This is a genomic window from Streptomyces sp. BL1 (genome assembly GCF_057628045.1).
In genome coordinates, this window is the sequence record NZ_JBXYWZ010000002.1 from 4,257,272 (window position 1) to 4,273,271 (window position 16,000).

A 16,000-nucleotide genomic window follows, 5' to 3' on the forward strand; every position below is an offset into this window, starting at 1 on the left:
CGGAAATTCCGCATCGTGCGAGAGAGACGCGACCGCACCGGGTCGACGGGGGTGTCGGCAACGCAGTGGACGACTGAACTGTAGGGCGAGTGAGGGGCCGTACCGCGATGGCTGTTTGGGACAACCCTGATGTCGGCCTGCTCCGTGACATCAACGGACTGGCCAAGGACGCCCCCACTTGGGCTGACCGGGCCATGGAGTACATCGGCGAGTACGGCATGGTGCTCGCGCTTGTCGTGCTCGGCCTGTGGGCGTGGTGGCGCGTGACGCGCCGCCGGGAGTCCCGCGAGGAGGCGGTCACCGGATTCGCCGGCCTCCTGTGGGCACCGCTCGCCGCGGCCGTCGCCCTGCTGGTCAACATCCCGATAAGAGGCTTCGTCGAACGGCCGCGGCCCTTCGTCGACCACCGCGGTCTCGACGTGCTCGTCCCCGGCAAGTCCGACTACTCGTTCGTCAGCGATCACTCGACGCTCGCCATGGCCCTGGCCGTCGGCATCTTCATGGTGCACAGGAAGGCCGGACTCGCCGGTGCCGTGCTCGCCCTGCTCGCCGGTGTCAGCCGTGTCTACATGGGCGTGCACTACCCGACCGACGTCATCGGCGGCCTCGCGCTCGGCATGGCCGTGACGCTGCTGCTGGCCCCCATCGCCATGTGGCTGCTCACCCCGCTGGCCCGCGCCCTCGCCGGATCGCCCCGGGTGGGCGGCCTCGTCTGGGCCGGCGCGCCCGGCGCGGACGACGCGGCGCGGGCCGTCCCGCAGCAGGCATCCTCCGCGGAGCGCGAGCCGGCCACGGCCGACGCCGCGGGCGCCGTATCCGAACGGCCCGAGGGCGACCGGCACTTGGCAGCCTGACCGGCCGGCCGTCCGGCCCGACCGTCCCGGCTCTGCGGCCCGGGCTCCGTACGCGGAGTGCCGGGCCGCGGCCGTGTCCGGACGCGTTCGGAGCGGGACCCGTCGACCGGACGCGTTCTGCGGAACCGGGACCGGAAGCGGAACCGGGACCGGAATCGGAGCCGGAAACCGGAGCCGGACCCACCCGTTCCGGCTATGCCGTCCCGTCCGAGTGCGCCGCCGCGTCCGTACGGGCCTTGTCGCGGGAGCGTCGCGCGGGGCCGCGCCAGCCGCAGCCGCACGAGGCGTTCGCGAACGATCCCCGCTCGCTGATGGAGGTCGGATGTCCCGCCCGGGAGCCGGGCTCACCTGGTGCGGGGGAAGGAGTGGGGGCCGTCTTGCGCACACGGCAACCGTACCGGCCGCCCGGCGCGCGGAAGTTACCGCGACTGTGCCGTCGCGTGGGGGTTTGGAAAACCCGGCGCAGGCTATCCGCCGCCGTAGAACGAAATGGTTCGGAAGTGCCATGCGCGGAGGGTGCGCCCCTCCCTACTCTGGGGATGCGTGAGGAGGTGGTGCGTGTGCCTGGAAATGCTCGCGGTTCGCGGGGTTCGGTCGTCCAGGACCACGTGGCCCTCGCCGAGATCGAGCTGTGCGGTGAGCTGATGATCGCTGCTTCCGCCGCGGAGGCGGCCGGTGAGGAGCGGTTGAGCGTGGCGCGGATCGACGAGGTACTGCGGGTCGTGACGGGCGAACTCGAGGAGTCCGCCCAGTGGTCCCTGCGTTCCTGAGGGGGAGTCGGATTGCCCGGGGTGGGGGCCCGGGCGGTCACGAACGTTACGTACGCAGCAGCCGGGCGATCGCGGCAGTCGCCTCTTCCACCTTCGCGTCCATCTCCTCGCCGCCTTCCCGCGCGGCGTGCGCGACGCAGTGCCGTAGATGTTCCTCGAGCAGCTGCAGGGCGAACGACTGCAGTGCCTTCGTCGAAGCGGAGACCTGCGTGAGTATGTCGATGCAGTAGACGTCCTCGTCGACCATCCGCTGCAGCCCCCTGACCTGCCCCTCGATGCGGCGGAGTCGTTTGAGGTGGGCGTCCTTGTCCTTCGAGTAGCCGTGCTCCCCGGTGGCGGCGTGCGCGGAGCAGCAGTTGCCGGCGTCGACGGTCATGAAGGTCCTCCAGGCAAGGGGCGAAGGGGTATACCGGATATACCCCCGACAGGTATACGGTAACGGATTCGGTGGAGGCCGGTTCTGCGCACGCATCTCCATGGGTGACACTGGGGAACGCCGGTTCGCTGTGGCCGGATGATGCACCTAGCATCAACGAGACCGATTCCGATGCACACCGAGGATCCCCAGTGCGCTTTCGTCTGACCCCCAGGGAGACGAGCTTTTACGACATGTTCGCGGCCTCCGCGGACAACATCGTGACCGGTTCGAAACTCCTCATGGAACTGCTCGGGGCGGATTCCTCCGCACGCGCAGAGATTGCAGAGCGGATGAGGGCCGCTGAACACGCCGGCGACGACGCGACTCACGCGATCTTCCACCAGCTGAACTCCTCCTTCATCACCCCGTTCGACCGCGAGGACATCTACAAGCTGGCCTCGTCGCTCGACGACATCATGGACTTCATGGAGGAGGCAGTCGATCTCGTCGTGCTCTACGAGATCGACGAGCTGCCGAAGGGCGTCGAGCAGCAGATCGAGGTGCTGGCCCGGGCCGGCGAGCTGACGGCCGAGGCGATGCCGCATCTGCGCACGATGGACAACCTCACCGAGTACTGGATCGAGGTCAACCGGCTGGAGAACCAGGCCGACCAGATCCATCGCAAGCTGCTGGCCCACCTGTTCAACGGCAAGTACGACGCGATCGAGGTCATGAAGCTCAAGCAGGTCGTGGATGTGCTGGAGGAGGCGGCCGACGCCTTCGAGCACGTCGCCAACACGGTCGAGACCATCGCGGTCAAGGAGTCCTGACCCCTCGTGGACACGTTCGCGCTGATCGTGACCGTCGGGGTCGCGCTCTTCTTCACGTATACGAATGGCTTCCACGACTCGGCGAACGCCATCGCCACGTCGGTGTCCACCCGGGCGCTGACTCCGCGTGCCGCGCTCGCGATGGCCGCCGTCATGAACCTCGCCGGCGCCTTCATGGGCAGCGGCGTCGCGAAGACGGTCAGTGAGGGTCTGATCGAGACCCCGCACGGCCGCAGCGGCATGGCGATCCTGTTCGCCGCGCTGGTGGGTGCCATCGTCTGGAACCTGATCACCTGGTACTACGGGCTGCCGTCGTCCTCGTCGCACGCGCTGTTCGGCGGGATGGTCGGTGCCGCGCTGGCAGGCGGGATCGCCGTCTACTGGTCGGGCGTGATCGAGAAGATCGTGCTGCCGATGTTCATCTCGCCCGTGGTCGGCCTGCTGGTCGGTTACGCGGTGATGTGCGTCATCCTGTGGCTGTTCCGCAAGGCCAATCCGCACCGCGCCAAGCGGGGTTTCCGCATCGCGCAGACGGTGTCCGCCGCCGGCATGGCGCTCGGGCACGGCCTGCAGGACGCGCAGAAGACCATGGGTGTCGTGGTGATGGGTCTGACCATCGCCGATGTGCAGAACCACAACGACATCCCGGTCTGGGTCAAGATCGCCTGTGCCGCGATGCTGTCGCTCGGTACGTACGCCGGCGGCTGGCGCATCATGCGGACGTTGGGCCGCCGGATCATCGAGCTGGACCCGCCGCAGGGCTTCGCCGCGGAGACCACGGCGGCGTCCGTGATGTACACGGCGTCCTTCATGTTCCACGCGCCGATCTCGACGACGCACGTCATCACCTCGGCCATCATGGGTGTCGGCGCCACGAAGCGGATTTCCGCCGTGCGCTGGGGCGTTGCGAAGAACATCGTGGTCGGCTGGTTCATCACGATGCCGGCCGCCGCCATCAGCGCCGCGGTCTGCTACTGGGTCGTCCTGCTCGCCTTCGGCTGACGACGGCGGCCACGGCTTCGGGCCGAGAGGCATCACGGGCGGAAAAATGGGCCCGCCCCCCGGGAGCGGGGGCGGGCCCTTCGCCTTGCGGTGGCACCGCCATGCAGCACCGCGAGGCCGTTGTGGGACCGGGCTTCGTACGCGCCCGGCCTGCGCGTCAGCCGGCTCTGCTGCTCAGCCGGCCCTGCTGCTCAGCCGAAGCGGCCGGAGATGTAGTCCTCGGTGGCCTGCACCGACGGGTTGGAGAAGATCCGCTCGGTGTCGTCGACCTCGATGAGCTTGCCGGGCTGGCCGACGGCCGAGAGGTTGAAGAACGCGGTGCGGTCCGAAACGCGCGCCGCCTGCTGCATGTTGTGCGTCACGATCACGATCGTGTACTGCGACTTCAGTTCGCCGATCAGGTCCTCGATGGCGAGGGTGGAGATCGGGTCCAGGGCCGAGCAGGGCTCGTCCATCAGCAGCACCTGCGGCTCGACCGCGATGGCGCGGGCGATGCACAGCCGCTGCTGCTGACCGCCGGAGAGACCCGAACCGGGCTTCTTCAGCCGGTCCTTGACCTCGTTCCAGAGGTTGGCGCCCTGCAGGGACTTCTCGACGATGTCGTCGAGCTCCCGCTTCTTGTAGTTGCCGTTCAGCCGCAGGCCGGCCGCGACGTTCTCGTAGATGGACATGGTCGGGAACGGGTTGGCCCGCTGAAAGACCATGCCGATGGTGCGGCGGACCGCCACCGGGTCCACGCCGGAGCCGTAGACGTCCTCGTTGTCGAGCATCACCTTGCCCTCGACGCGGCCGTTCGGCGTGACCTCGTGCATCCGGTTGAGGGTGCGCAGGAAGGTCGACTTGCCGCAGCCGGACGGGCCGATGAAGGCCGTGACGGAGCGGGGTTCGACGGTCATGGAGATGTCGTCGATGGCGCGGTGCTGGCCGTAGAAGGCGGTGAGGCCGCTGACGTCGATGCGCTTGGCCATGGGAACTGTCACTTCTTTCTTACGCGGGGCCGAGGGGGGCTCGGCGGCCCGAAGTCTTCTGGGTCGGGGCCGCCGCAGCTCAGCTGCGCGCTCCCTTGGGGGCCTTCCAGCGGGCGATGCCGCGGGCGACCAGGTTGAGGATCATCACGAAGGCGATCAGCGTGAGCGCGCCCGCCCAGGCGCGTTCCAGGCTCGCGTCGTTGCCGAGCTTGTACTGGTTCCACACGTACAGCGGCAGCGACTCCTGCGCTCCGTTGAACGGGTTCGGGTTGATCAGCTCGTTGCCGAACACCAGCAGCATCACGGGGGCGGTCTCGCCGGTGATGCGGGCGATGGCGAGCATGACGCCGGTGGTGATGCCGCCGATCGCGGTCGGCAGGACGATCTTCAGGATCGTCTTCCACTTGGGCACGCCCAGGGCGAGGGACGCCTCGCGCAGCTCGTTCGGTACGAGCTTCAGCATCTCCTCCGTGGAGCGGACCACGATCGGCATCATCAGGATGGCCAGCGCCAGCGAACCGGCGAAGCCGGAGGGCCCGAAGCCGAGGCCGAGGTTCCAGAAGGCGAGCACGAACAGGCCGGCCACGATGGACGGGATGCCCGTCATGACGTCGACGAAGAAGGTGACCGCGGTGGCGAGCTTCCCGCGTCCGTACTCGACGAGGTAGACGGCGGTGAGCAGCCCCAGGGGCGCGGCGATCAGCGTGGCGATGCCGACCTGTTGGAGGGTTCCGAGCAGCGCGTGGTAGACGCCGCCGCCCTGCTCCAGGTTGGTCATGCCGCCCATGGAGTGCGTGAGGAAGTAGCCGTCGAGCAGCTTCGAGCCGTTGGCGATCGTCGTCCAGGCCAGCGAGACCAGCGGCACGATGGCGACGATGAAGCAGACCCAGACGATGCTGGTCGCGACCCGGTCCTTGGCCTGCCGCTTGTTCTCGACGGCGCTGGTGATCACGTACGAGCCGACGACGAACAGCAGCGCGGCGATGAGGCCCCACTGGACCTGGCTCTGCCAGCCGGCGACCTTGCCGATGCCGACGCCGAGCGCGATGGAGACCAGCGCGATCAGGAACGGGGACCAGCGCGGCATCCGGCGGTGCGCGAGCGGGGTGGACGGCGGCGGTGCGTCGTTCACCTGCGGCTTTTCCATCAGTGCGTTGCTCATGCGTTGGCCCCCGAGTACTCCTTGCGGCGAGCGATGATCAGCCGGGCCGCGCCGTTGACCAGCAGGGTGATGACGAAGAGGACGAGGCCGGAGGCGATCAGTGCGTCGCGGCCGAATTCGTCGGCCTCGTTGAACTTCGCGGCGATGTTCTGCGCGAAGGTGCCGCTGCCCGGATCGAGCAGGTGCGGCGTGAAGAAGAAGGCGGGGGAGAGCACCGTGGCCACGGCCATCGTCTCGCCGAGCGCGCGGCCGAGGCCGAGCATCGAGGCGGAGATGATGCCGGAGCGGCCGAAGGGCAGCACCGACATCCGGATGACCTCCCAGCGGGTGGCGCCCAGCGCCAGCGCGGCCTCCTCGTGCATCTTCGGCGACTGCAGGAAGACCTCGCGGGTCACGTTGGTGATGACCGGCAGGATCATGATGGCGAGCAGGATGCCCACCGTGAAGATCGAGCGGGCGGGGCTGCCCGGCGAGGACATGTCGAAGATGACGGTCCAGCCGAAGAACTGGTCGAGCCAGCTGGTGAGGCCGTTCAGATAGGGCACCAGGAACAGGGCGCCCCACAGGCCGTAGATGATTGACGGCACGGCGGCCAGCAGGTCGACGATGTACGCGAGCGGCATGGCCAGCTTGCGCGGCGCGTAGTGCGAGATGAACAGCGCGATGCCGATCGCCACCGGGACCGCGATGACCATCGCGATGACCGAGCTGACGACCGTGCCGAAGGCGAGGATGCCGATGCCGAAGGCCGGCGGGTCACCCTCGGGGTTCCACTGGAAGGCGGTCAGGAAGTTGACCGAGTCCTGGGAGATCGCGAGGTAGGCGCGGTAGCCGAGGAAGGCCGCGATGGCGGCCATGATGACGAGCAGCGTGATGCCCGAGCCGCGGGAGAGCCCGCGGAAGATCTTGTCTCCCGGGTGGACCGCCTTGCCCTTCACCGGGGGCGGGCCGGAGTCGTCCGGATCCGCGTGTGGTGTCGGGGGCGGGGCTGCCGGGGTGGGAGTTATATCCATGGTGTCTCCGGTCTGGGTGGGGACTCATCCCCTGGCGGCGGTGCACCGGATGGGCGAAGCGGTGAGGCTGGGGACGTGGATCTGTGGGAGGTGCGCGGCGGCGTGCCGCCGCGGCCGGCCCCGTACTGCGTCGTGCTGACGGGGACCGGCCGCGGCGTACGTCAGCCGAGCTCCGGAACGGTCTTGCGGACCTTCTCCGCGATGCCTTCCGGCAGCGGCGCGTAGCCGAGCTCCTTCAGGGCGCTCTGGCCTTCCTTGCTCGCCGTGTAGTTGAGGAAGGACTTGGTCGCGGCGAGGGTCTCCTTCTTGTTGCCCTTGTCGCAGGCGATCTCGTACGTGACGAGCATCAGCGGGTAGGCGCCCTCGGTCTTGGTCTTGTAGTTCAGCTCCAGGGCCAGGTCCTTGTCCTTGCCCTCGACCTTGGCGTCGGCGATCGCCTTGGAGGCGTTCTCCGAGGTGGCCTCGACGGGCTGCTTGGCGCCGGTGTCGAGCTTCACCTTGCTGAGGCTGTTGGCGTCGGCGTAGGAGAGCTCGAAGTAGCCGATGGCGCCCTCGGTCTGCTTGACCTGCTGGGCCACGCCGGCCGAACCGGACGCGGACTGGCCGCCCTTGGCGGGCCAGGACTTCTCGTCCTCGTACTTCCAGTCCTGCGGCGCGGCGTCGCCGAGGTACTTGCCGAGGTTCTGGGTGGTGCCCGACTCGTCCGAGCGGTGGAAGGCCTGGATGTCCTTGGCGGGCAGCTTGGCCTTCGGGTTCAGCTTCTGGATCGCCGGGTCGTTCCACTTCTTGATCTTCGAGTCGAAGATCTTGGCGATGGTCGGTGCGTCGAGCACCAGGTTGTCCACGCCGGAGAGGTTGTACGAGACGGCGACCGGGCCGCCGACCATCGGCAGGTTGACGCCCTGGCCGGACTTGCAGACCTTCTTGGAGGACGCGACCTCGTCGGGCTTCAGGGCGGAGTCGGAGCCGGCGAAGGCGGTGGTGCCCTGCAGCCACTCCTGGATGCCGCCGCCGGAGCCGATGTCCTTGTAGTTGATCTGCGTGCCCTTGCAGGCGGCCTCGTAGTTCTTCTTCCAGAGGTCCACCGCGTTCTTCTGGGCGCTGGACCCGGAAGCGAGCAGCTTGCCCTTGCCGTCACACTTGATGTTCTTGGCGGCCTGGGCTGTGGAGCTGTTGGGGTTCTCCGCGTTGTTGTCCGAGCCACAGGCGGTGAGTACCAGGGCGCCGGAGACCGCGACCGCGCCGAGCGTGAGGGCGCGAAGCCGGTTCGTGCGCTGAAGCTTCACTTTCGTTCCGTTCCTTCCTGGGCCGCCGGTGGGGTCGGCGTGCGTGAGGTGAGTGGGGTGCTCTTCTCTGGGAGCTCCCTGTTCGAGCGTGGTTCAGCTGTGACCCAGCGGCCCTGCCCGAAGGCGTGGCGCGCTCTGGGTAAGGCTGAAATTAGGCAGGACAGGTGAAGCGGCCGACGGGGGTGGATGAACACAGGGTGAACCCCTGCGGTCGACCCGGTGGCTCGCGGCGCGGCTCGCTGCGTGGGGTCGACTGCGGCCCGTGCGTGACTCTGTTGGTTTCGCAGCGTGCATGGCACCATCCGCAGCGTTGGGACGGGCCGGCCGTACGGGCCGGGCCCGGGCGACGTACCGAGGCGCCAGGGGGTGGCTGCGGGTGACAGGGCCGGGAAAGCAGCGTGCGGTGGTCGTGGTGTGCGCGCTCGGAGTGCTGGCGCTGCCGGCCGCGGGCGGCGCGTATGCCGAGCCGAAGCCACAGCCGACGGGGAGCCGGTCCGGCGGGGACGGCGGGGCGGAGACGCGGCGCCTGGAGAAGATCCGCAAGCAGATCGAGAGGCTGCACGACAGAGCCGGCTCCGCGACCGAGGCGTACAACGGTGCCGAGGAGAAGGTGGAGAAGCAGCAGAAGCAGATCGTCTCCCTCGCGCGGAAGATCGACTCCACGCAGGGCCGGCTGCACAAGCTGAACGCCACGGCCGGGGCCATGGCCCGGGCCCAGTACCGGGCCGGCGGCATGCCGCCCGAGGCCCAGGTCGTACTCCGGAAGCATCCGGACAAGTTCCTGCACGACGCGATGCTCGCCCGCAAGGGACAGCAGGCCGCGAAGAGCTTCATCGCCGAACTGACCGGCACCAGAAGGGCGTTGAGCGGATACGCGCAGGACGCCACGGACGAGTGGCAGCGCCTGGAGTCCAACCGGAAGCAGAAGGCGGCGGCGAAGAAGAAGATCCGGCAGCAGCTGCGGCGCGCCGAGCGGATCGAGTCCCGGCTGGCGAAGGAGGAGCGCGCCGAGCTGCGCAGGATGGACGACGAGGCGGCGTACCAGCGGCAGGCGAAGTGGCTGAAGTCCGGGGTGCTCGACGAGATCGACGGCAAGGCGACCAAGGCCGGCAAGCGCGCCATCGCGTACGCCACGAACCAGATCGGCAAGGACTACGAGTGGGGCGCCGAGGGGCCGAAGACCTTCGACTGCTCCGGGCTGACGCTGCGCGCGTGGCAGGCCGCGGGCAAGGAGATCCCGCGCACCTCGCAGGAGCAGTGGAAGCAGCTGAAGCGGATCCCCGTGCGGAAGATGCGGCCCGGCGACCTCATCATCTACAAGAAGGACGCCAGCCACGTCGGCATGTACGTCGGCGACGGCGCCATGGTGAACGCGCCCAGGACCGGCCGGCAGATCGCCGTCGAGGGCGCGGGCGCGCTGCCGATCCTCGGAGTGGTACGCCCCGACGCGTGACCTTCCTCATGCGCCCCCGCGTCACGTCGCGCGGGGGCGCGGTGAACTCGCCCCGGTGTGACGGCATATGACGCCCGACGTTTCCCGCCAACCATTCCGTACACGCGTACGGGGGCGCTAGGGTCCTTCGGAAGCCCGGCACGTGCCGCCCGACCAGCGCACGCACCGGGTTGCAGGGGGTGCGCCGGACGGTGCGCCGCCACGCCCTCGGGGGGAGGGACGAGGAAAGGACATGCCCGTGCGTGTGCCGACGGCCGGGCCGCGAGGCCCGGAGGCCACGCGGCCCGCCCACAGCGGTGCCCTGACACTTCTCGTGATCGAGGACGATCCGACGGGCGCCAGCAGCGTGCCCGAACTCCTGGACGGCACCAGTGGTTCGGGCTCCGGCGCCGCGCGCGAACGCATCCGGGTCCGTACCGCCCGCAATCTCACCGAGGCCGAGCGGCTGCTCACCGACGACGTGCACTGCATCCTGCTGGACCTCGCGCTGCTGCCGGTCACGGCGCCCCCGGAGGCCGAGGCCGGTGCGCCGGACGACGAGGAGCAGCCCGCCGAGCTGGAGATGCTGCACCGCGTCCTGCGGCTCGCGCCCCGGCACGCCGTCCTCGCCCTCACCGACGGCGAGGAGGCGGAACGGGCCGCGGACGCCGTACGGGTCGGCGCGCAGGACTACCTCTTCCGCGAGGAGCTCGACGGCCGCACCCTCAGCCGCGCCATCCGCTACGCCGTCGAGCGGAAACGGTCGGACCTGGCGCAGCGCCAGCTCACCGAGTCCCGGCTGCGGGCCCAGGAGAACGCCCGGCTGGAGCGCGGGCTGCTGCCGACGCCGCTGCTGGAGGGCAGCCCGCTGCGGTTCGCCGCGCGCTACCGGCCCGGCCGGTCCCGCGCCCTCCTCGGCGGCGACTTCTACGACGCCGTCCGCACCGCCGACGGCACCGTGCACGCCATGATCGGCGACGTGTGCGGGCACGGCCCGGACGAGGCGGCGCTCGGCGTCGAACTCCGCATCGCCTGGCGCGCGTTGACCTTCGCCGGGCTGTGCGGCGACGAACTGCTCGGCACGCTCCAGCAGGTGCTGGAACACGAGCGGGGCAGCGAGGAGATCTTCGCGACGCTGTGCACCATCGACATCGCGCCCGACGCGCGCAGCGCCGGCGTCTGCCTCGCCGGACACCCCTCGCCGCTGGTCACCGGGCGGGACGGGACACGGCCGCGACTGCTGCCGTACGACGAGAGCGGTCCCGCGCTGGGGCTGCTCCCCACCGCGCGCTGGCCGCGCCGGCAGGTCGAACTGGGCCGCGCCTGGAGCCTGCTGATGTACACCGACGGCCTCATCGAGGGCCGCGTCGGAGAGGGCCGCGGACGCCTCGGCCAGGACGGGATGACGGACATCGTCGCCGACTGGGCGGCGCGCGGGGCCCGCGGCGAGTCACTGCTCGACGCGACGATGTCGGACGTACGGCGGCTGAACGGCGGCGAACTCACCGACGATGTGGCCGTGATGCTCCTCGCCCGCGGGTGAACGCCTCCGGGGCTTGCCCGGGGGTGATCCGCTTCCGTGGCCCGGGGGTGACCGCTTCCGGGCTTTACCCGGGTTGATCCGTTTCCGGGTGCCCGGGGACGACCGCTTCCGGGCCGGGCGGGTCAGCCGTTGAACGGGCCGTACGGGCCGTCGCTGCTGCTGCCGCCCTTGCGGCGCGGGCCGCGCTGCCGGCCGCCGGAGACCTGCTTGACGGCGGGGCGCACGTCGACGATGTAGACGATGGTGGCGATCAGCCCGATGATCTGCAGCAGCACCATCGGCACCAGCAGATTCACCAGCACCGTGATGCCGAGGATGATCATCCACATCGGCTTGGTCTGCTTGTCCGCGGCGCGGTAGGCGTCCTCCCGGCGCAGCGCGGAGTCGATGAAGGCGAACACCGCGAGCGCGAGCACCGCCACAGTGATCAGCTCGAGCACTGAATTGAAGCCCTGCATCAACATGGGTGTTCACTTCCCCTGTGGTCGTCGTCTCTGCGTCGCCGCAGCGGGCCCTTCCCGTCGGCCACCGTACCCGGACAACGGTCCGGGCACGCCAGGCGTGCCCGGACCGTTGTCTTCACCGCGCCCGCGGGGCGGTCACCCCGCGGGGCCCCGGCGGGGCGCCGCGCGGGCCACCTCGTGGGTCAGCCAATGGGCCTTGCGGGTCAGGAGTCCGACTTCGGGGTGGTCTTCTTCGTGGTGGTGGTCTTCCGGGCGGTGCTGCCCGAGGCGGTGCCGCCGGAAGTGGTGCTGCCGGAGGTGGTGCTGCCCGATGTGGCGGTGTTCTTCTTGGCGGACGGGCCCGGCTTCGGCTCGGTCTTCGCCTCCGTCTTGGGCTCGGACTTCGCCCCGTTGCCGGTCTCCGTCTTGGCCTCCGCCTTCGGCTCGGACTTGGCGCCCGTGCTCGTGCCGGCGGCGCTGCCCTGCGGCTTGCCGGCCGGCGGCTCGGCGACCTTCACCGGCTCGCGCTCGACCGTGACCTGCGTGTCCCCGGACTCTTCCTCGCCGCGCCAGGTCTGGACGGCGCCCCGGCCGCGCTCGGCCAGCTCGTCGTACGTCTCCCGGGCCTTCACGGCGTACTCGGCGACCAGGCCGACGCCCTGCAGCGCGTAGTGCTGGGTCTGCTCACGCAGCTTCTTGATGTCGGTGTCGAGCGAGCCGAGCACCTCGCTGACCCTGGTCTGGGTCTCCTTGGCCTGCTCGGTCACCTTGGCCTGGGTGTCCTTGGCCTGCTGGGTGACCTTGGCCTGAAGCTCCTTGGGGTCGGTCTCCCGGACGGCGGCGATCCGGTCCGGGGCCTCCTCGCGGATCTTGTCGATGACACCGGCGGCGAAGTACAGCGGCGTCGGGTCGGTGAGGGTCTTGCGGATGTCGTTGGCGATGGCCATGAGGGTCCCTCCCACAAAACTGGGCCGGTCGTGTGATGCGACAGCGGCTGTGCTGATGTACGGCTGTGCGGCGTGCGTCTTCAGCAGCCCTTACCGGGCCTCGGCTCCGCCTGTGTTCTCCGGATCTTCGTCCTGTCCCCCCGCGTCCTTGACCGCGGACGTGCCGTTCTCTTTGCGGAACGACTCGTAGATCTGCAGCAGCGCCTGCTTCTGCTGATCGTTGATCGACGGATCGGCGAGGATCGCGGCCGGGACCTGCAGGAGGTCCTCCCGGTCGCGCTCGTCGAGGATCCCGGCCTGCACGTACAGCGTCTCCGCGGAGATCCGCAGCGCCTTGGCCAGCTGCTGGAGGATCTCCGCGCTCGGCTTGCGCAGCCCGCGCTCGATCTGGCTGAGGTACGGGTTGGACACCCCCGCGGCATCGGCGAGCTGACGCAGCGACAGCTTGGCGTTCTGCCGCTGCTCCCGCAGGAACTCACCGAGATTGCCGACGTTCAGGGAAGCCATGTCCCCAAGAGTGCCTCCCCCCGCTAACTTTTGCAAGCGACCGCTTGCAAAAGTCGCGTTAACGCCCCGCTGCGGCCGTGTATACGGGACCTGGGCGGGGCGGCCATGCGCGGTCGGGCCGGAGCGGCTGAGGCGTCAGCGGGGGGCGAGGGCGGTAACGACCTGCGCGAGCGCGGCGAGGAAGCGCCCCGCACTCTCGCCCCCCGGACACGGCCCCGGCACCGCCGACGAACTCCAACTCCACATCCACCCCGCCCTGTTCCCCAACTCCTCGCCGCACACCGGCTGGACGTCGAACCCCCGCTGCCTGCGTTCCGCTTCGACAACGGCCCTGTACTCAGCGGCGACCAGCCCGAGGAAGTGCTGTTCGCCGCGCTCGCGGGATGGGCGGCGGTGGGGCGGGCTGTCAGTTCTCGCCGAACAGTTCCAGCAGTTCGCGCTTTTCGAACATGCGGGCCGTGTCGACGGCGGAGGGCTGGCCCGCGCGCGGGTCGGCGCCGCCGTCGAGCAGCGCCCGTACGACCTCGTCCTCTCCCTTGAACACGGCGCCGGCGATGGGGGTCTGGCCCCGGTCGTTCACCCGGTCCGGGTCGGCGCCGCGCTTGAGCAGGGACCGTACGACGGGGGCGTGCCCGTGGTACGCGGCCAGCATGATGAGGGTGTCGCCCTTGTCGTTGCTGAGGTTGGCGGGGACGCCGGCGTCCACGTAGGCGGCGACGGTGTCCGTGTCCCCGTGCCGCGCGAGGTCGAAGATCTTCTGCGCGAGCTCCAGCACCTCGGGGTCGTGCGCGGGCTCGTTGCTCTGGGGAGTGGGTGCGTCGGTCATCGCGGCTGGTCCTCCTCGTGCATCAGGTGCTGTCCACCTTACGTACGGCCCCGCACACGGACGATCACACGTGCGCACCCGTCACACGTGCGCGCCGGGGTCGACGATCTTCAGCACGTCCCGCAGCGAACCCACCACGTGCTCGGCGCCCGCGTCCGACAGCTCGGCCGCCTTCCGCGGATTCCGCGCGTACCCCAGGAACGCCACGCCCGCGGCCCGCGCCGCCTCCAGATCGCGCGGCGCGTCCCCGATCATCAGCGTCCCCTCCGCCGGCGCCCCCGTGGAGGACAGGGCGCGCAGCAGGCAGTCCGGATCGGGCTTCAGCCGCAGCTCCCCCTCTGCGCTGCGCCCGTGCACGTGCCCGGCGAACAGCCCGCCGGTGAGCCGCGTCTGCAGGTAACGCTCCACGGCCGGCTGCGAGTTGTTCGTCGTGATCGCCAGCTTCCGGCCCGTCGAGTACAGCGTGCGCACCAGGCTGTCGGCGTACAGCGTCGGAAACGCGTACGGCGCGGCCGCCGTCTCCTCGTCCGTCAACGCCGCCTCGATCACCCGCGCCGTCCCGTCGGCGACGGTCTCGGGGTGCGCGAACACAGCCTCCAGAAGTATGTGCGTATCGTCCGTTTCGGGTACCACGCCACTTGCCAGCCAGCGAGCAGGTACGAGCCCGCGCAGCCGCTCGGCGACAACGGGAGCCGGACGGTGGTGGAACAGATGGCAAATGGGGCCGTCGAAGTCGAAAAGCACACACTTCGTGGAGCCGATGAGATCACGCATCTCGGTCCTCGGTCCGTTCCGGTAGACGGTGGCTGATGCCGTGGCGAGGTACAACTATCTCCGCGTGGGTGGTCTGCGTACAGCGTTCAGCCGGGGCGGCCTGCCGTTTGTTGCTCATACCACCGGCGCAGCGCCTCCTTCACCTCGTACGAGGTCGGAGTGCCGCTCAGGCTCAGCGGGCCCCGGGCACGGTCGAGCGCGCGCCATACGGCGTCGGTCGCGGTGTCGAAGGCCTTCTCGTCCGGGGCGGAAGCATTGAATTCGTCCTCGCCCGGATCGGGGAGGAGCGCGAGAGCGGCACGCATGGTGTCGGGATAGACGGACTGCGCGTACTCGAAATCGAGGTAGACGGGGAAGTCCTCCGCCATACCGCGAAGTAGGGCCGCGTGCCCCCTCATGCGCAGTGTGTGCCGCCACAGCCCGATCAGACGCGCGCGTTCCGCATCGGTGTAACCCATGCGGACGACGTGCGTGGCCAGTTCGTGAAGCGGATCGCCGTACAGGGCCGTCTCCCAGTCCACCAGGGTGAGAGTGCCGTCGTCGTCGCGCCGCAGCAGATTGGCCCGGTGGACGTCTGTGTGCAGCAGCGCGTACGGACGTGGGGTCAGCCGCTTGGCCTCCCGTTCGAACTGCAGCATCGCGTCCTCGGGGATTCCCAGCTCCTCGAACAGGCCCTGGAACACGGTGTGGTTCCGGACGTAGACGTGCTTGTGCGCGAAGTCGGCCAGGTACTGGAGGAAGCCCGTGCTGTCGCCGGAGGCAGGCCAGTTGCCCGGAAGCGGGGGCAGCGTCTTTTCCGGAACGGAGGCCATGTCCCCGAACAGGGCGGCGATGTCGCGCAACGTCTCGCGGCCCACGGCGCTGCCGGGGGGTGCGACGTCGGCAAGCACCGTGCCTTCGACGTATGTGTGGAGGGCGATGTCGTCCACGGTCGTGAGCGGGCGGGGTACTCCGGGCAGCGAGGTCCGTACGGCATCCAGCACGGCGCCCTCGTCCCACCAGATGCGGAGAACGACTTTCGGAACGTGCAGCGGGGTGCGGAACTTCCCACGGGTGCCTGGAGGTACACCCAGTATCGAGACCAGCGGCTCGCGCAGTTCGACCACGTAATTGCGGTTGTGGTGGCCCTTGAGCGTGAGGCCTCCGGGGCAGTCCATGTGCTGTTGGAAGTGGCACGACAGAGGGTCGTCCGAAAACCGGACGGGCTGCGGTTCGATGTGGGTCGTCATCCAGGGGAGCCGGTGTTCAGATGAAAGACGGGCGCGCTGAGACTACCCCTCCGCCG

17 protein-coding genes are annotated in these 16,000 nt (G+C 69.5%); 6 read left to right on the forward strand and 11 right to left on the reverse strand.

The window, feature by feature from the left end; all coding sequences use genetic code 11:
• Positions 1-107: 107 nt before the first annotated feature.
• Both AC3AGO_RS18775 and AC3AGO_RS18780 read left to right on the forward strand, forming a co-directional pair.
• Positions 108-854: a phosphatase PAP2 family protein gene (locus AC3AGO_RS18775; protein WP_487821364.1), complete on the forward strand. Its 747-nt coding sequence runs from the start codon at positions 108-110 to the stop codon at positions 852-854.
• A 560-nt stretch (positions 855-1,414) separates the two neighbouring features.
• Positions 1,415-1,624 carry a hypothetical protein gene (locus tag AC3AGO_RS18780; protein ID WP_487821365.1) on the forward strand — a complete coding sequence of 70 codons (210 nt, stop codon included), beginning with the start codon at positions 1,415-1,417 and terminating at the stop codon, positions 1,622-1,624.
• Positions 1,625-1,670: 46 nt separating this feature from the next.
• On the opposite strand, the gene AC3AGO_RS18785 is transcribed toward AC3AGO_RS18780, so the two are convergent.
• On the reverse strand, positions 1,671-2,000 hold the full coding sequence (locus AC3AGO_RS18785; RefSeq protein ID WP_487821366.1) for a metal-sensitive transcriptional regulator: 330 nt from the start codon (positions 1,998-2,000) through the stop codon (positions 1,671-1,673).
• Positions 2,001-2,191: 191 nt separating this feature from the next.
• Between AC3AGO_RS18785 and AC3AGO_RS18790 the strand changes: the two genes are divergently transcribed.
• On the forward strand, positions 2,192-2,812 hold the full coding sequence (locus tag AC3AGO_RS18790) for a DUF47 domain-containing protein (RefSeq protein WP_487821367.1): 621 nt from the start codon (positions 2,192-2,194) through the stop codon (positions 2,810-2,812).
• A 6-nt stretch (positions 2,813-2,818) separates the two neighbouring features.
• The gene (locus AC3AGO_RS18795) at positions 2,819-3,814 is read left to right on the forward strand and encodes an anion permease (protein WP_487821368.1); all 996 of its coding nucleotides are present in this window, start codon (positions 2,819-2,821) and stop codon (positions 3,812-3,814) included.
• Positions 3,815-4,005: 191 nt separating this feature from the next.
• Here the strand turns inward: AC3AGO_RS18795 and pstB are convergent, their stop codons facing one another.
• The 4 genes from pstB to pstS form a co-directional block, all read right to left on the reverse strand.
• Positions 4,006-4,782, reverse strand: a complete 777-nt coding sequence (pstB, locus tag AC3AGO_RS18800) for a phosphate ABC transporter ATP-binding protein PstB (RefSeq protein WP_487821369.1) — start codon at positions 4,780-4,782, stop codon at positions 4,006-4,008.
• 79 nt (positions 4,783-4,861) lie between these two features.
• Entirely contained in the window at positions 4,862-5,944 is a 1,083-nt protein-coding gene (gene pstA, locus AC3AGO_RS18805) for a phosphate ABC transporter permease PstA (protein ID WP_487821370.1), read from the reverse strand.
• Positions 5,941-6,957 (reverse strand): phosphate ABC transporter permease subunit PstC, encoded by a 1,017-nt coding sequence (gene pstC / locus AC3AGO_RS18810; RefSeq protein WP_487821371.1) that lies wholly within the window; start codon positions 6,955-6,957, stop codon positions 5,941-5,943. The genes pstA and pstC overlap by 4 nt, the downstream gene beginning before the upstream one ends.
• 161 nt (positions 6,958-7,118) lie before the next feature.
• Positions 7,119-8,243, reverse strand: a complete 1,125-nt coding sequence (gene pstS, locus AC3AGO_RS18815; RefSeq protein WP_487821372.1) for a phosphate ABC transporter substrate-binding protein PstS — start codon at positions 8,241-8,243, stop codon at positions 7,119-7,121.
• A 376-nt stretch (positions 8,244-8,619) separates the two neighbouring features.
• Between pstS and AC3AGO_RS18820 the strand changes: the two genes are divergently transcribed.
• A complete protein-coding gene (locus AC3AGO_RS18820) occupies positions 8,620-9,696 on the forward strand; it encodes an NlpC/P60 family protein (RefSeq protein WP_487821373.1) in 1,077 nt (358 codons plus the stop codon).
• A 232-nt stretch (positions 9,697-9,928) separates the two neighbouring features.
• Positions 9,929-11,218, forward strand: a complete 1,290-nt coding sequence (locus tag AC3AGO_RS18825) for a PP2C family protein-serine/threonine phosphatase (RefSeq protein WP_487821374.1) — start codon at positions 9,929-9,931, stop codon at positions 11,216-11,218.
• A 122-nt stretch (positions 11,219-11,340) separates the two neighbouring features.
• Here AC3AGO_RS18825 and AC3AGO_RS18830 read toward each other — a convergent pair whose 3' ends face one another.
• The 6 genes from AC3AGO_RS18830 to AC3AGO_RS18855 form a co-directional block, all read right to left on the reverse strand.
• Positions 11,341-11,682, reverse strand: a complete 342-nt coding sequence (locus AC3AGO_RS18830; protein ID WP_487821375.1) for a DUF2516 family protein — start codon at positions 11,680-11,682, stop codon at positions 11,341-11,343.
• A gap of 203 nt (positions 11,683-11,885) precedes the next feature.
• On the reverse strand, positions 11,886-12,608 hold the full coding sequence (locus tag AC3AGO_RS18835) for a hypothetical protein (RefSeq protein WP_487821376.1): 723 nt from the start codon (positions 12,606-12,608) through the stop codon (positions 11,886-11,888).
• 90 nt (positions 12,609-12,698) lie between these two features.
• Positions 12,699-13,115, reverse strand: a complete 417-nt coding sequence (locus tag AC3AGO_RS18840; RefSeq protein ID WP_487821377.1) for a helix-turn-helix domain-containing protein — start codon at positions 13,113-13,115, stop codon at positions 12,699-12,701.
• A gap of 406 nt (positions 13,116-13,521) precedes the next feature.
• Positions 13,522-13,941 (reverse strand): ankyrin repeat domain-containing protein, encoded by a 420-nt coding sequence (locus tag AC3AGO_RS18845; RefSeq protein ID WP_487821378.1) that lies wholly within the window; start codon positions 13,939-13,941, stop codon positions 13,522-13,524.
• An 81-nt stretch (positions 13,942-14,022) separates the two neighbouring features.
• Complete coding sequence (locus AC3AGO_RS18850; protein WP_487821379.1) at positions 14,023-14,715, reverse strand: HAD family hydrolase; 693 nt, start codon at positions 14,713-14,715, stop codon at positions 14,023-14,025.
• Positions 14,716-14,801: 86 nt separating this feature from the next.
• Positions 14,802-15,872 (reverse strand): phosphotransferase, encoded by a 1,071-nt coding sequence (locus AC3AGO_RS18855; protein ID WP_487821380.1) that lies wholly within the window; start codon positions 15,870-15,872, stop codon positions 14,802-14,804.
• Between the last annotated feature and the right edge of the window lie 128 nt (positions 15,873-16,000).

Bases quoted from the DNA above. Each gene is read 5' to 3' on its own strand.
- AC3AGO_RS18785 (WP_487821366.1), bottom strand. From the start codon at position 2,000: ATGACCGTCGACGCCGGCAACTGCTGCTCCGCGCACGCCGCCACCGGG.
- pstC (WP_487821371.1), bottom strand. From the start codon at position 6,957: ATGGATATAACTCCCACCCCGGCAGCCCCGCCCCCGACACCACACGCG.
- AC3AGO_RS18840 (WP_487821377.1), bottom strand. From the start codon at position 13,115: ATGGCTTCCCTGAACGTCGGCAATCTCGGTGAGTTCCTGCGGGAGCAG.
- AC3AGO_RS18825 (WP_487821374.1), top strand. From the start codon at position 9,929: ATGCCCGTGCGTGTGCCGACGGCCGGGCCGCGAGGCCCGGAGGCCACG.
- AC3AGO_RS18830 (WP_487821375.1), bottom strand. From the start codon at position 11,682: ATGTTGATGCAGGGCTTCAATTCAGTGCTCGAGCTGATCACTGTGGCG.
- AC3AGO_RS18845 (WP_487821378.1), bottom strand. From the start codon at position 13,941: ATGACCGACGCACCCACTCCCCAGAGCAACGAGCCCGCGCACGACCCC.
- AC3AGO_RS18835 (WP_487821376.1), bottom strand. From the start codon at position 12,608: ATGGCCATCGCCAACGACATCCGCAAGACCCTCACCGACCCGACGCCG.
- AC3AGO_RS18850 (WP_487821379.1), bottom strand. From the start codon at position 14,715: ATGCGTGATCTCATCGGCTCCACGAAGTGTGTGCTTTTCGACTTCGAC.
- AC3AGO_RS18775 (WP_487821364.1), top strand. From the start codon at position 108: ATGGCTGTTTGGGACAACCCTGATGTCGGCCTGCTCCGTGACATCAAC.
- pstA (WP_487821370.1), bottom strand. From the start codon at position 5,944: ATGAGCAACGCACTGATGGAAAAGCCGCAGGTGAACGACGCACCGCCG.
- AC3AGO_RS18855 (WP_487821380.1), bottom strand. From the start codon at position 15,872: ATGGACTGCCCCGGAGGCCTCACGCTCAAGGGCCACCACAACCGCAAT.
- pstB (WP_487821369.1), bottom strand. From the start codon at position 4,782: ATGGCCAAGCGCATCGACGTCAGCGGCCTCACCGCCTTCTACGGCCAG.